The sequence below is a fragment of the Streptomyces sp. NPDC044063 genome (genome assembly GCF_056434285.1).
This window is the reverse complement of the sequence record NZ_JBWKFM010000016.1, coordinates 87,645-101,048: the sequence shown is the minus strand read 5'-3', so window position 1 is coordinate 101,048 and position 13,404 is coordinate 87,645. Positions and strand designations below refer to the sequence as shown.

Genomic DNA, 13,404 nt, shown 5'->3' with positions numbered 1-13,404 from the left:
GCGTACGGTCGGTGGAGCAGACGCGCAAGGGAAAGGAGGCCGCGATGCCGGCCCCGCACGCGCCCACCACCGCCATCGGACCGGACACCACCTTGGCCGACGTGTTCGAGCTGGCGCAGCAGCTGCGGGTGGACAGTGTCCGCGCCACCACGGCCGCCGGCTCGGGGCATCCGACCTCCAGCCTGTCCGCGGCCGACCTGATGGCCGTCCTCCTCGCCCGCCACCTGCGCTACGACTGGCAGCGCCCGGAGCACCCGGCCAACGACCACCTGGTCTTCTCCAAGGGGCACGCGTCCCCGCTGCTGTACGCGATGTTCCGCGCGGCCGGCGTCGTGGACGAGCAGGAGCTGCTCACCACCTACCGGCGGGCCGGTGCCCGCCTGCAGGGTCATCCGACGCCGGTCCTGCCGTGGGTGGACGTGGCCACCGGGTCGCTCGGCCAAGGCATCGCGTACGCCATGGGCATGGCCCTGGCCGGACGTGACCTGGAGCGGCGGCCGTACCGGGTGTGGGTGTTGTGCGGCGACAGCGAGATGACCGAGGGATCCGTATGGGAGGCCCTGGACCAGGCCGGGCGCCACAAGCTCTCCAACGTCACCGTCATCGTCGACGTCAACCGTCTGGGCCAGTGCGGGCCGACCGAGTTCGGCTGGGACCTCGAGGCCTACGCCCGCCGCGTCGAGGCCTTCGGCTGCCGGCCACTGACCGTCGACGGCCATGACCTCGACGCCGTCGACCAGGCGCTGACCACCGCCGCCGACGGGCAGGCCCCCACCGTGGTCGTCGCCCGGACCGTCAAGGGACGGGGCGTCGCCCAGGTCGCCGACGCCGACGGCTGGCACGGCAAACCCCTGCCCGACGAGGAATCGGCCGCCCGCGCCGTGGCCGAGCTGGGCGGTGTGCGCCACCTGACCGTTCGCGGCCCCCAGCCGCCCGCCGCCGAGCCGAGCACCCCCGCCCCGCCCGTGGCCGTGGAGCCGCCGACCTTCGACATCGGGGACTCCGTGGCCACCCGGGCGGCGTTCGGCAAGGCCCTGGTGGCCCTGGGGGCACGGTCGGACGTCGTGGTCCTCGACGCCGAGGTCGGCAACTCCACCCACACCGAGGACTTCGCCAAGGCCCACCCCGAGCGCTACATCCAGAACTACATCGCCGAGCAGCGGATGCTCGCCACCGCCGTGGGCATGGCCGCCCGCGGCCACCGCCCCTACGCCGCCACCTTCGCCGCGTTCCTCACCCGCGCCCACGACTTCCTGCGCATGGCCGCCGTCTCCCGGATCACCATGGCCATCAGCGGAAGTCACTGCGGAGTGGAGATCGGCGCCGACGGCCCGTCCCAGATGGGCCTGGAGGACCTCGCCATGATGCGGGCGCTCCACGGCTCGACCGTGCTCTACCCCAGCGACGCCACCTCCGCCGCTGCCCTGACCATCGCCATGGCGGACCTCGACGGCATCTCCTACCTGCGGACCACGCGCGGCGCCTACCCCGTTCTCTACCCGCCCGGGGAGTCCTTCACCGTCGGCGGCTCCAAGGCCCTGCGCAGCAGCGATGCCGATCGTGTCACCCTTGTCGGCGCCGGCGTCACGGTCCACGAATGCCTCGCCGCCGCGGACCGGCTGGGCGCGGACGGCATCGCGGCCCGCGTGATCGACCTGTACTCCGTCAAACCCCTCGACACGGACGCCCTGGCCACCGCCGCCCGCGAGACCGGGGCGCTGGTCGTCGTCGAGGACCACCACCCCGAAGGCGGCCTCGGCGAAGCCGTACTATCCGCCCTCGCCGGTCGGCGTCTCTCCCCCGCCGTCGCCCATCTCGCCGTCCGCGACCTCCCCGGCTCCGGCACCCCCACCGAACTCCTCGGCGCCGCGGGCATCTCACGCGCCCACATCACCCACGCCGCCCGTGTCCTCACCGGGGCCGACCGCGACTGACACCCCCGGTGTCAAGCCGCCGCCCCCGGGTCCGTCGGCTCAGTCGGCGGCGAAGAACACCTTGACGATGCCCGTCTCGGACGGGTGGATCCGGCAGTGGTAGCGGAAGTCGCCGGGGGTGGAGAAGGGGTGGGTGAACGCATTCGTCGCGTTCAGATTCCCGGAGTCCCACAGACCGTCGTCGGAGGTCGTCGTGTGGGTCGAACCCAGCGCTGGGTCGTCCTTGTTGGTCCACGTAACGACGTTGCCGGCGGAGATGATCGTCTCCGCCGGGCTGAACGCCCCTAGAGTGATCGATACATTGGCCATCGTGCACCTCTTCCGATGCGGGGGATGAGCCCGTGAAGTGCCCTGGTTATGCCCCCTGTCATGTGGTTCACCCCTCAACTCACCTGTGTGAGGGACCTCCGCCCCGGCGTCCGACCTGCCCGTAGGACTCGGTCAGCTGCAGGCCCTGGGACTGGGCGAGGGACACCGGCTCGGCGATCAGCTGGTCATGTTTCCCGTCCTCGTCCGCCGCAGCGGACGACAAGCAGAGGAAGATCTGGCAGCAAGGCCAGGGCGCAGGACGATGCGTACGCCGGTGAACTTCTCGGGTGCCAGGCCGGTGCCTGCGGTGAGGATGTCCAGTGGGGCGATCGTCCATGCGTAGGCGATGCCTCCTATCCATCGGCGAAAGACCCGCCAGGGGTCAGGCCATCTGTCGTCCGCGGCGCGCGTGAGGCATGTCCCGGCAAGGAGCTTTCCGACGCTCCGGCGGGTGAGGACAGTGAGCAGGACCTGGTTGGCGAAGGACATCAGCAGAGCCCCGGCGGCCACCCGCAGGAGCAGGCGGGGGTCGGACGGCGCCGGGGCGTCCTCAATGGGGAAGCCCACCAGGTAGAAGAGGCCGGAGAGCAGGCCGGCGGCCCCGGCCAGCGTCATGTCGACAGCTGCTCCGGCGTACCGTCTGCCGTCACTGGCCAAGGGCAGCGCACCCATACGTGGTCACCTCTGTGCGATCTTCGGTGTCATGTCGACAATAGTCGCCGTGGCACATCCGCTGTTGGGGCTCTGTGCGGCTGATCGAAGACGTCATCACGGGTCTTCACGGGGCATCAGGGTCCGACACCGGCACTCCGACAGCCCGTCACGCCGTCCCTTGCCGAGCACACAGACGGCCGTGCGCCCGTGCTATCACCCCGAACCCGCCCTGTCATCCCTCGCGCCCCCGGTCACCCCCGTTTACCCGGGAAGTGACCCGCCGGCCGCCGGCGCGGGTAACATCGCGGCTCACATACGGCAACCGGAGCGAGGACGGCCTCATGTCTGACATTGCCACGTCCCTTACCGACCAGTACACGGCCCGGGTCACCTCGGACATCGAGCGAGTGTCCCAGGAACGGGAGCAGGTGCGCGCCGAGATCTCGGCGTTGCAGAAGCGTTTGGAGACGCTGGAAGCCGACCATCAGCAACTGCTGAAGCTGCGGACGACCCTCACTGGTGAGCCGGCGGCGGTGCGGCCGTCGCCGAGCATGACCGCTGACGAGCCCGAGGCCGGCCGGAAGACGCGCACGAAGGTGCCGCGGCCGCGCTCGGCGCAGCGGGACGCGCGTGCGCGGGCCGATCGCCGCGGGACGAAGTCGGGACGGGGGGAAGTCACGTGGGGTGAGATCCTCCTGTCGTACCTGGCCGATCAGCAGGATCCGCAGTCCGTCGCTGAGATCACGAACGCCGTGAGCGCTGCTCATCCGGACCGTACGGTGCAGGCAACCGTCGTGCGCACCGCGCTGGAAGGACTCGTCGCCCGGGGCAAGGTGCAGCGCAACAAGGAGGATCGTTCGGTCGCCTACAGCCTGGCGGTTCGGCAGGACAAGCCGGCCGAGCCTGAGCAGGGCCAGGCGGAGGTGGAGTCTTCCGAGCCGGCATAGCGGCCGGGCCGGTCACGACGCCGGGCGGCCGGCGATACAGCGGAGCCGGGCTGCCCAGGCCAAGGGGAAAGCTTTCGCCCTGGGGAACGAAGTACCGGGCTGTTGCCCTGACCGGGTGTGCACTGGAAGGGCCCCGATCAACACGTCACATGGCTCGGGTCCCCGGCCGCTACGGCCGGGGACTCGAGCCATCCACATATCCGCCTGGGAGCGGGCAGTTCAGCGGTTGACGAAGGTGAGGTTGGTCGCGTCGTAGCGGTTGCCGGCTATCTGCTCCGGCGGTGCGGTGGCTTCGATGGCGGCGAGGTCCTCGGCGGACAGCTCGATGGTCAGGGCCGCGCGGTTCTCCTCCAGGTACCGCTGCTGCCGGGTGCCGGGGATCGGTACGACGTCGTCGCCTCGGTGCTGCACCCAGGCGAGGGCGAGCTGCCCTGCGGTGACTCCCCTGGCCTCGGCCAGTTCGTTCAGCTTCGCGACGATCGCCAGGTTCCTTTCGAGGTTGCCGTCGGCGAACCGTGGCTGACTGCGCCGCACATCGGTGGCCTCCATTGCCTCGATCGAGTGGTAGCGACCGGTCAGGAAGCCGCGCCCGAGTGGAGAGAAGGGAACCAGGCCGATGCCGAGCTCGCGGCAGACCGGGACGATCTCCGCCTCCAGGTCGCGGGTCCACAGTGACCACTCGCTCTGCAGCGCGGCGATCGGGTGCACCGCGTGCGCCCGCCGGATGGTTGGCGCGCCGGCCTCCGACAGCCCGAGGTGGCGGACCTTACCGGCCTGCACCAGTTCCGCCATGGCGCCGACGGTCTCCTCGATCGGCACCTGCGGATCGACCCGGTGCTGGTAGTACAAATCGATGTGGTCGACCCCGAGCCGGCGCAGCGAGGCTTCGCAAGCCTGCCGCACGTAGGCGGCATCGCCACGGACCAGGGTGGGCTCGCCCAGGCGGTTGGCGAGGCCGAATTTCGTGGCCAGCACGACTTCGTCGCGGCGCCCGGCAATGGCTCGCCCGATGAGTTCCTCGTTGTGCCCGGAGCCGTAGTAGTCGGAGGTGTCCAGGAAGGTCACCCCTATGTCGAGAGCGTGGCGCAGCGTCGCGATCGACTGCGCGTCGTCCGCGGCACCATAGCCGTGGCTCATGCCCATGCACCCCAGGCCCTGGGCGGAGACCGCCAGTTCGCCGAGGTACCGGGTGGGGATGTCGCTCATGCTTGTGTCTCCTGGGCTTGTCGGAACCGTCTGCCCAGGACGCTAGGTATTGGAGCGCGCTCCATGTCAAACGAGGTACGGGTACGACGGCGGCTGGACAGTGGCCCTCCCGGCCGGTTCGCGTGCGCTCATCTCGCAGCGGGTGGCAGGTAGGGCTGGAGCGTCTGGCGGATCCGTCGCGCGCAAACCGCGCAGAAAGGGTGGCCCAAGGCCCGCATGCGGCAGTCGAACTGGGGGCGGTAGGCGCCGCAGTGGTAGTAGTGGGCGCCCTCGAAGGCGCCGACCGTGGCGGCGGGCACCGCGCTCGGCCGGGGGTCGCACTGCGAGCAGTCGGGGTTGGCCGTCGTCGGCATGGCGGTGGTCGCGGGGACCAGGTCCCGCCACTTGTTCGTCGCCCGGTTGGCATCGGTGGTGACGTTGGGCTCCGCCGGCTCGACGGTGGGATGGCGGTCGCGATCGGTGTCCACACCGCAGCCGAAGTAGTACTCGTACTCGTCGGCCAGGCCGAAGGCCGTGTGCCCCATCTCGTGCAGGGCGATCTCGTTGGCGCCCGACGCGAGGGAGTAGACCGCCACCGAGCCGCCGGAGCCGCCGTAGACGGTGGAGTTCACGACAACCATCACCATGTTCCACTGGGGAACCTGGTTGCCCGCCACCGTCAGCGCCGTGGTCGTGTCGACGACCAGCAGCCGGCGGGCCCCGTTGTTGCAGAAGGACGCGTCGAAGTACGTCCGGGATGCCGTCCCGGACCCGCCGCACGAGGTGGGGTCGTCGGCGCCGCTGTCGGTCGAGCTGACGTTCACTCGGTAGACATTGATGGCGGGGCGCAGCGCATCGAAGGGTGGGGTGGCGAAGAGCGTGTTCACGAACGACTGGGAGTCATTGGCGAATTGACCGAGTTGCGCGTTGGTGTAGCCGTCACCCGTGATCACAAGATTCCAGCGCTGGGTCGCCGGCCCGCTGTCGACGATCTTCGTGGTGCCGATGACGGTTCCGTCGGCGGTGGTCATCGTCAGCGCCCCCTCTCGGCCGCGGCCGGGCCCTCGTTCGTGCCCGGCCGCAGGGCGAAGCGCGCCACCTCGGCCGCGGGGGCGAGCGCCGGGCCGCGGCCGAGCGGACTGCTGACGAGCGCGACGTGGTCCGCGGCCTCGATGTCGGGCACCAGAACCGCGAAGGTCCCCCGAGGGGTCTCCACCGGGACCCTGGCGATCGACCGCTCGGGATCCTCGGAGAAGACCTCGGCGTCGCGCCGCACGGGATCGTGCAGGATACGTCGGTACAACGTGTTCCGCTCGGTGTCGCGGACCTCGACCCAGAAGCCCTGCGCTTCCCGCAGGTCCTCCAATGGGTCGCTGGGCGGGAGGAGCATCTCCACCTGCTGCCGGGAGACGAGACGGATGTCCGTCCCCTCGTACTCGAAGATCAGCCGCACGGCGTGCGCTGTGGCGTAGTCCCTGTCTTCTCCGGCCGTCACGGTCGCATCCCCTCTCCCGTGCGGACGGGGACGCCTGCATGGTCAGCATCCCCTGCTTCCAGTGTTCCGCCGGAGCCCGTGATCGCAACCACATATGCCTCAGGCCTGGCCACCACGACCGTTCACCCAAGGCAGCGACCGTCTCCATCGAGTGGCGTCCTTCCCCTTAAGATCGTTCACCTGTTCACGAGGGAGAAACATGCGCAAGATCGTCACAGCTGCGGCTCTGGCACTGACCACGGCTCTGCTGACGGGATGCGGTAGCGACGAGAGCTCGTCGACCGCCGACAAGCCCGCTGCGTCCGCTCAGCCGAAGGGGAAGCCGGACGGCGGGAGCAGCGAGGTCAAGCACGAGGTGACTCTGGAAGTCCTCGGCACCGGCGCGTCGCAGGTCTACTACAACCTGGACACCAACAAGATGGAGCAGGTGCAGCTGCCCTGGAAGAAGACGGCGACCATCACCTTGACGACGGACGCCGAGAAGAAGGTCGGCCAGGTGGTGTCCGTCGTTCCCGGATCCGTCCCCGGCTCCGACGGCATGCTGCACGCGGCGCCCTGCGTCATCACCGTTGATGGGAAGAAGGTGGCGGACAATCAGGGTGGCAAGTCCGACAAGATGTGCGAGTTCAAGGTGAAGTGAGGGGTCCAGGGGGCTGCGGCCGGTCGGTGATCCACCGATCGTCCCCGACCGACAGCACCTCTACTCGAGGTCGTAGACGGCCACCGGCACGCCCCGGTCGGTCAGCCGGTGGACGATGAGCGGTTCGATCCGCTCCCATCGTCCGCCGGCCAGGCCGCATCCGATCCGGGGCATATGCGCCGAGGCCGACAATGCCAAGGCCTGCTCCGACAGCGATACCAAGGCCTGATCGATGGCTTCGTACCGCACGGGCACCTCAGGTGAGGTACGCCGTCGGATGCCGTGCTGTCCGATCATGTTGGCCACCCACAGGCCGTCTTCGACTTCGATGAGTTGTACGGCTCCCAGGGCGAAGTCGTTGGCCGCGCGTTCGCGGTACCAACGTCGAAATGCGGCCTCCGGCTGTGGCCATCTGCGGGAGACCGCCACCACGAAGCCCGCGCCCCACCCGCCGGCGTCATTGCATACGTGAGCGATGATCTTGGGTCCTGGCCCGTACGGACGGGTCGCGTCGCCGCACACATAGGCGATCTTCGTATTCATTAGCCGAGGCTATCGAGGGGGTATGACATCTTTGTCGAGCGCGGGACGACGCGAGATCGGGGATCGCCTGGGTAGGAAGGATGAGCAGCGCCCGGCGGATCCGAGAGGGAGGTCATGTCACACGTCGCCCACAAGGGCTGGGAGCCGACCGCGCTTCCGGCCCCTCTCAGGTGGTGATTTCTCGGGGGTGCTGGTTCATCGACGCGGTCCTCGCGGAAGTGCGGCTCGTGGGCGCATCAGCGGGGCGGAGCTGGAGGCCCACCGGCCGGCAGGGGTCACGCACAGGGACCGTCACGCCCCCGCGAGGCTCAGCCGCTGTTCCACTTCCCCGGCCAATCGGGCGACGACGGCAGCCCCGTCAGGGTGCAGAGTCGCCTTCTTGGCGTTGAAGCAACGCACCCAGAGGCCGGCGGCCCATGCGACCTCGCGGTCGGCGGCGGACCAGGACAGTCCCCTCGCCTCCTGGTAGGCCCGGATGAACTGCTCCGTGTGGGGGATCGACGCCTCGCCGGGGCGGCCGCCGAGGACCGCGTGCACAGCGGCGGCGGCCCCTGCGGTGACGATCTCCGGTAGTGCGACGATGCTGTCCCAGTCGTGCACGGAGTGGAGGACGCCGTCCCTCCACATGATGTTCTGCGCTTCCCAGTCGCAGTGGCCGACGACGGGGGCGCCGAGGTCGTGCTGCGTCAGCCGCTTCCGGGTCCTGGTCGCCGCCTCGTCCAGCCAGTCCGGCCCCGGGTGCTCGTTGAGATCCTCGTCCCGGTCGTCGGGGAGGGGCCAGATCATGCCCTGGTCGTGGTTCCACCACACCCACGGTGGTGGCGGGTCCAGACGGCTCACCTCGCCGACGGCGGGTGCGAGCGACATGAAACGGGCCAACGCGGCGGCCGAGCGGGCGGAGTCGACGGGCGCCACGTCGAGCGCTGCACCGTCCTCCACCAGGGCCTCCATGGTCACGATGTGGCCGTCGAGCCGAATCGCCTCGCCCAGTGGGGCCGCGCAGGGCAGACCTGCCGACCACATCATCCGATGGGTCCGGGAACAGTCGATCAGCCGTTCGGCGAACGGACGGACCTTGACGACCACGCGGCGCTGGTCCACCAGTTCCAGAGCGAGGACTTCGGACAGGTGGGTCCAGCGCCACAGCTCGATATTGGGACGGCTGCCGAGATTGCGCTCCACCAATGCGGAGAGGGTCGTACTGTTGAGTGGGATTGGTTCACCCGCCATGACTGTGGCCTCCGATCGTCGGTCGTACGCAACGCGGTCTTACGGAACGGGGAACGAGGTATGCGAGCTGAGTTGGCCAGTGTCGCCGCCGGCAGCGAACGGACCAACGGGAACTGGGTGGGGGTGACCGCCAGTGCGGTGGTTCTGCTCGACGGTGACGGCTCCGGCTCCGGCTCCGAAGCGGAGGGATGCACAGGGCTCCTCGGGTCTGGTGTGCTGGGTCGGCTCGCCGATCCAGCCGTCACCATCGAGTCGTGTCTGACCGGGGCCGGGGTGAAGGTCCGGCGGACACCGGACGATCTTCTGAATGTTCGTCGTACTCCCCCGCCCCGGCTTGCCGCAGCCGTTGTCAGGGTCGTCCGCGGCGAGTTGGAATGGCTGGTGGTCCACGACACTGTGGTGATCCTGGATCTGCCGAGCGGCCTGCGGATCGTCTCCAGCAGTCTAGGTGAGGACATCGAGCCGGCGTGTGGTGAACCGGTATGTGGCCGGACGAAGCTGGACGGGGTCCGGCAGGTGGCTGTCCTGTCGAGTGGAGCCGCCCGGCTGGTGACGTTCGGCATCGCTGTGTGGGAGCAGGTCATGGACACGCTGGCCAAGGACGGGCCACAGGTGCTCATCGACGAGGTCCGGCAGTTCGAGGCCGTCGATCGCGATTGCCGGCGATGGCCGCGAGCCACAGCTACGGACGACGCCACCGCCGTGCTCCTCCGATTTTGAGTCGGAAGGAACGCCATGCTCAGGGTGTGTCGAAGAGGGGTTGGAGGCGGATGGTGCGGTCCGGTGCCGGGCCGGTGCCGATCAGTGTGACGGTTTCGGCCGTGCCGAGGCGGACCGAGCGTCGGAAGTGGCAGCCCTCGGCCGGCACCCGGTCCACCAGGCGGCCGTCGAGATAGACGTACAGAACCGCCTCCGCGCCGTCCTCGGCAGGTGCCTGGTGGCGCCCGGCCGCCATCAGGCCGTCGACGAGTGCCGTGGTGCGGCCCGGCGGCACCTGCCAGGACAGGCTGAAGGGCAGCGCGATCTCGATGGCCTCCGCGTCCGGATCCGGTGCTCGTGTCGGTGCCGTCTCGTCGACGGGGAGCCACGTTCGCCGCCACAGGCCGCGTACGACCGTGGGGCGTCCGGGGCCGGCGGGTGCCTTCATCGAGCCCCATGGCGTCCGGCTGATGTCGGTGTCCGGCGGGAAGAGGGTTTCGGCCTGGGCGAGGAGGAACTTCTTGGCCCTCCGACCGCCGAAATGTGCCACGCACCCGAACACGCCCGGGTCTTTCAACGCTCCGCTGATGTAGTTCCACTCGTGGCCCAGGGCCAAGGACCGTTCCCACAGGGGTCCGCGCTGGCCCAGCAGTGAGCTCACCACACCCATGTCGTCGCTCGGCACCATGTCCAGCCGGCCCGCTTCGGCGGCCTTGACCGCGAACCGCCACAGGAGATCGTAGAACCCTCCGTCGTCGGCGGGGTTGCTGAAGAGCAGACCGGCCTGCAGCAGCGGACCACCCACTCCCGGTGCGTCGAACATGGCGGCCAGCGGTGTCGGAGACACCCTCCCGAGCTCGGAGTAGTAGTCCATCGTCGATTCGTCCACCACCGTCGCGATGCGCCCCCGGGCCAGCGGTCCCCGCAGCGCGCTGAGGTCCATGGGGCGCAGGAACAGCAGATCGGCGTCGGCGTGGACGTCGTATCCCGGCCATGGCGGCAGGCTGCTGCGCAGTTCGGGTGAGTGGCGCCAGTAGAACAGATGCCTTGCGGTGCCCTTGCCGACGGCGCGCGACACCGGATCATCGCCAGGGGGCAGATGCGTGATCGTGACGTTCTTGCCCGAGCCGAAGTGCTCGGCCGTCAGCGTCGGTTCGTCGTTGGCGTCCACCACGACCACGTCGGCACTGGGATGACAGCAGTGCAGCGAGCGCAGTGCCAGGGCCGCCAGGTCGTCACTCTGCCGGCCGCGCGTGACGAACCGGAACCGGAAGCCGGCTGAGACGTTGTGCATGTCCGGGCGCTCAGCTCTCACGGGAGAGGGCGAGCGCCCGGCCGCCGTCCGGCCGGCGCCGGGAGGAACGCCGGAGGTCGAAGGTGAGGGTGAGTTTGCGCAGCCACCGGTCCGTACCGTCGTAGCGGGGCCGGAACGGCTCCCGGCCGTGTACAGCGCGGTAGTTGTCGATCAGTAGCAGGTCTCCGGGCCTCAGGCGGACCCGTACAAGTGCGCACTCGAGTTGCCGGCAGAGCCGGGAGTAGGCCCGTTCGGCCGTGTCGTCCCCTGGCGCGGTGGTGGTGTACGTCGGGTCGACGCGCATGTAGGGCTGCGAGTCGCCGAAGAGTGCTGGTCGCCACACCGGCGGGAGGTCACCGGCCGTGCTCGTCTTCCGGTGCTCCGGGTCGGGCCGGATGGCGAAGCGCGGTTGGTGGAGTGGCTCACGGTCCTGACTGTCGAGGTGGAGGTGGCCGGTGGTGGCGATCGTCGTGGCCGTCCGGTCCCGGTTGCGCAGGCACATCAGCGCCAGCATGTCGCACCGGTCGTCGTCGAAGGCGTCCTCCACGTGGAAGGTGAGGTCGTTCACGCTGCTGTGACCGGTCTGTGCGTGCTCCTGGCCCTTGATCGGCAGTACGTCGTTGAAGAGCCTGCCGTCCTGCAGCGTCTGCCAGCAGATCGGATCACCGACCTGTACCGCGACGAGCGCCAGCCAGAGGTCGTGAAGGAGCGTCGCGGTGTGTCCGCGTATCCGCCAGTGCGGCGGTGTCGCGCCGATGTTCTCGGCCGGGCGGGGACGACGTACCACGGTGACCGCGCAGCCCCGCCGGGTCCGGGCGCCGGCCAGCGTGTCCGTCAGCCGGGCGGGAAGGATGTGGCCGCATCCGGCGAGCTCGGTCAGCAGACTGAGGCCTTCCGTCGATCGGTACTGGGTGGCAAGCCCGCGGATGACGTCATCCGCGGGGCGCACTTCCTTCTCCGTGAGCGCGATCTCCTGGATGCCCGGCGCTGGGGCGGACCGGCCCATGTGTGTGCCCTCCTACGGTCGTGATTCGCCCGGACCGGGGCGGCTCCTGTCTCCAGTACTGACCGCGAGGTCGGTCAGCAGCTGTGCCCATGGATCGATAGGGAACCGGCGGTCGACGATCTCGCGGTTCCGCCGCATGAGGTGGGCCGTCCTCGGGGCCCCGGAGCTATTGGCGTGCAGGGCCGCCACCAGCTCGGTGCCCGCGTGCCTCATACCGCTCTCGCTCGTGTCCACCGCGATGACGGACAAGTCCGGCCCGTACACCGGAGCGAAGGCGGTGTATGCCGTGGTCGCGCACGGCAGCCCGGCGACAGCGGCGAGCGCGGGTCCCAGGCCGACCGTCTCTACGTCCTCGGTGTTGGGTGTGAAGACGACGCCGCCACCGGTCGCCGCCGCGATCCGCAGGAGGTCGATCTCGTCCAGTTGCCAGGAGCCGGTGGCGTCCTGGACGCTGCTCAGCGGGACGCCGTCCAGGAACCGTACGTCGGACAGCAGGTCCAGGCGCCGCGCTGTGCTCAGCACCTCGTCGGCGTAGCCGGGGTCCTCCGCCAGGCTGCCGAAGACGAGCAGGTACGGAGCGGGGTGGCCGCGGTCGGCGCCGGCAGTCCGGGTCGCGGCGAGCAGTTCGAGTGCGAGCTCCACTCCCTTGACCCGGAAGACCCGTACGGGGTTGAGCAGGATCGGCCGCGCGGGATCGAGGTCCTGGTCGCGGAGGAACCGCTCGTGCTTTGGTTCCAGCGGTCCATGGGGCACGCGGGGCAGGATGTTCGGCACCACGCGCGGCTGCCGCTGCACAGGGTAGGCCGCTGTCTCCTCCGCGAGGGCCTCGGACACCACCGCCCAGCGCACACCCGCACGGATCTCCGGGAGCGGGGTGAACTCGTTGGGCCGATCGGGATACATGCGGGTGCCGTCGTCATCGTGCACCGCGCAGCTGGCGAACAGGTCGTGGTCCCAGAAGAGCACTCCGCCGGACCCGGTCTCGCGGTGGCGTTGGCGTGTGGCGGAGTGCAGGGCCTTCGTGACGGGCACCGCGTCCGAGAGGGTCATGTTGATCGCGACGGTCCAGTCGACCCGGGTCCGGCGCAGCCATTCCAGGAAGTAGTCGTGGTACGGGGCGGCCAGCCGGTCGATGCGCTGGTGCAGCCGGCGACGCTCGGTCGGGTCCAGCTCCGCGGCGCGCGCGACCGAGGTCCGGATGTCGGTCCACTCGGCCGCCGCCCGCGCGGGGTCCCCGAGGTCGGGCGCGGCCGGCCCGGTGGTCTCCAGCAGGGCGGACGGTGCCGGGCTCTTGGGCCCGTACGGGAAGAAGGCGGGCTTGTCCGGACGCCATGAGTAGCCGAGCTCCGCCGGTACCGGCGTGTCCAGTAACCGCATGTCGACGCCGAGCCCCACCACGTTGCGGAAGATCGTCAGCAGTCCGCTGGCCGGCACACCGTCCCCGCAGACCAGTCCTATGCGCATCCCG

At 69.7% G+C, this 13,404-nt stretch carries 14 protein-coding genes; 4 read left to right on the top strand and 10 right to left on the bottom strand.

Translation table 11 applies throughout. From position 1 onward, the window contains the following. Positions 1-44 precede the first annotated feature (44 nt). On the top strand, positions 45-1,934 hold the full coding sequence (locus AC07BS_RS20895; RefSeq protein WP_478933722.1) for a transketolase: 1,890 nt from the start codon (positions 45-47) through the stop codon (positions 1,932-1,934). A gap of 39 nt (positions 1,935-1,973) precedes the next feature. Here AC07BS_RS20895 and AC07BS_RS20890 read toward each other — a convergent pair whose 3' ends face one another. Both AC07BS_RS20890 and AC07BS_RS20885 read right to left on the bottom strand, forming a co-directional pair. Beyond that, positions 1,974-2,243 carry a cupredoxin domain-containing protein gene (locus tag AC07BS_RS20890; RefSeq protein ID WP_478637721.1) on the bottom strand — a complete coding sequence of 90 codons (270 nt, stop codon included), beginning with the start codon at positions 2,241-2,243 and terminating at the stop codon, positions 1,974-1,976. 177 nt (positions 2,244-2,420) lie between these two features. Further along, on the bottom strand, positions 2,421-2,915 hold the full coding sequence (locus tag AC07BS_RS20885; protein WP_478933720.1) for a hypothetical protein: 495 nt from the start codon (positions 2,913-2,915) through the stop codon (positions 2,421-2,423). Between the two features lie 323 nt (positions 2,916-3,238). Here AC07BS_RS20885 and AC07BS_RS20880 point away from each other — a divergent pair, with 323 nt between their 5' ends. Beyond that, a complete protein-coding gene (locus AC07BS_RS20880; RefSeq protein ID WP_478933718.1) occupies positions 3,239-3,844 on the top strand; it encodes a hypothetical protein in 606 nt (201 codons plus the stop codon). Positions 3,845-4,063: 219 nt separating this feature from the next. On the opposite strand, the gene AC07BS_RS20875 is transcribed toward AC07BS_RS20880, so the two are convergent. From AC07BS_RS20875 to AC07BS_RS20865, 3 genes are all read right to left on the bottom strand, one after another. Beyond that, positions 4,064-5,050: an aldo/keto reductase gene (locus tag AC07BS_RS20875; protein WP_478933716.1), complete on the bottom strand. Its 987-nt coding sequence runs from the start codon at positions 5,048-5,050 to the stop codon at positions 4,064-4,066. A gap of 128 nt (positions 5,051-5,178) precedes the next feature. After that, positions 5,179-6,060, bottom strand: coding sequence for a M64 family metallopeptidase (locus AC07BS_RS20870; protein WP_478933714.1), 882 nt, complete (start codon positions 6,058-6,060; stop codon positions 5,179-5,181). Positions 6,061-6,062: 2 nt separating this feature from the next. Continuing rightward, positions 6,063-6,524, bottom strand: a complete 462-nt coding sequence (locus tag AC07BS_RS20865) for a hypothetical protein (protein ID WP_478637729.1) — start codon at positions 6,522-6,524, stop codon at positions 6,063-6,065. A 199-nt stretch (positions 6,525-6,723) separates the two neighbouring features. On the opposite strand from AC07BS_RS20865, the gene AC07BS_RS20860 reads away from it, so the two are divergent. Further along, the gene (locus tag AC07BS_RS20860; protein ID WP_478637731.1) at positions 6,724-7,164 is read left to right on the top strand and encodes a hypothetical protein; all 441 of its coding nucleotides are present in this window, start codon (positions 6,724-6,726) and stop codon (positions 7,162-7,164) included. A 60-nt stretch (positions 7,165-7,224) separates the two neighbouring features. On the opposite strand, the gene AC07BS_RS20855 is transcribed toward AC07BS_RS20860, so the two are convergent. Together AC07BS_RS20855 and AC07BS_RS20850 are read right to left on the bottom strand one after the other, a co-directional pair. Then, on the bottom strand, positions 7,225-7,707 hold the full coding sequence (locus AC07BS_RS20855) for a macro domain-containing protein (protein WP_478933711.1): 483 nt from the start codon (positions 7,705-7,707) through the stop codon (positions 7,225-7,227). A gap of 291 nt (positions 7,708-7,998) precedes the next feature. After that, the gene (locus AC07BS_RS20850; protein WP_478933709.1) at positions 7,999-8,892 is read right to left on the bottom strand and encodes a hypothetical protein; all 894 of its coding nucleotides are present in this window, start codon (positions 8,890-8,892) and stop codon (positions 7,999-8,001) included. Positions 8,893-9,009: 117 nt separating this feature from the next. On the opposite strand from AC07BS_RS20850, the gene AC07BS_RS20845 reads away from it, so the two are divergent. Next, entirely contained in the window at positions 9,010-9,657 is a 648-nt protein-coding gene (locus AC07BS_RS20845; RefSeq protein WP_478933707.1) for a hypothetical protein, read from the top strand. A 19-nt stretch (positions 9,658-9,676) separates the two neighbouring features. Here AC07BS_RS20845 and AC07BS_RS20840 read toward each other — a convergent pair whose 3' ends face one another. From AC07BS_RS20840 to AC07BS_RS20830, 3 genes are read right to left on the bottom strand one after another with little or no spacing between them, the layout of a single operon-like run. Beyond that, positions 9,677-10,930 (bottom strand): hypothetical protein, encoded by a 1,254-nt coding sequence (locus tag AC07BS_RS20840; protein ID WP_478933705.1) that lies wholly within the window; start codon positions 10,928-10,930, stop codon positions 9,677-9,679. A gap of 10 nt (positions 10,931-10,940) precedes the next feature. Further along, positions 10,941-11,936 (bottom strand): TauD/TfdA family dioxygenase, encoded by a 996-nt coding sequence (locus AC07BS_RS20835; protein WP_478933703.1) that lies wholly within the window; start codon positions 11,934-11,936, stop codon positions 10,941-10,943. A gap of 12 nt (positions 11,937-11,948) precedes the next feature. Further along, positions 11,949-13,400, bottom strand: a complete 1,452-nt coding sequence (locus AC07BS_RS20830) for a glycosyltransferase family protein (protein ID WP_478933701.1) — start codon at positions 13,398-13,400, stop codon at positions 11,949-11,951. Positions 13,401-13,404 lie beyond the last annotated feature (4 nt).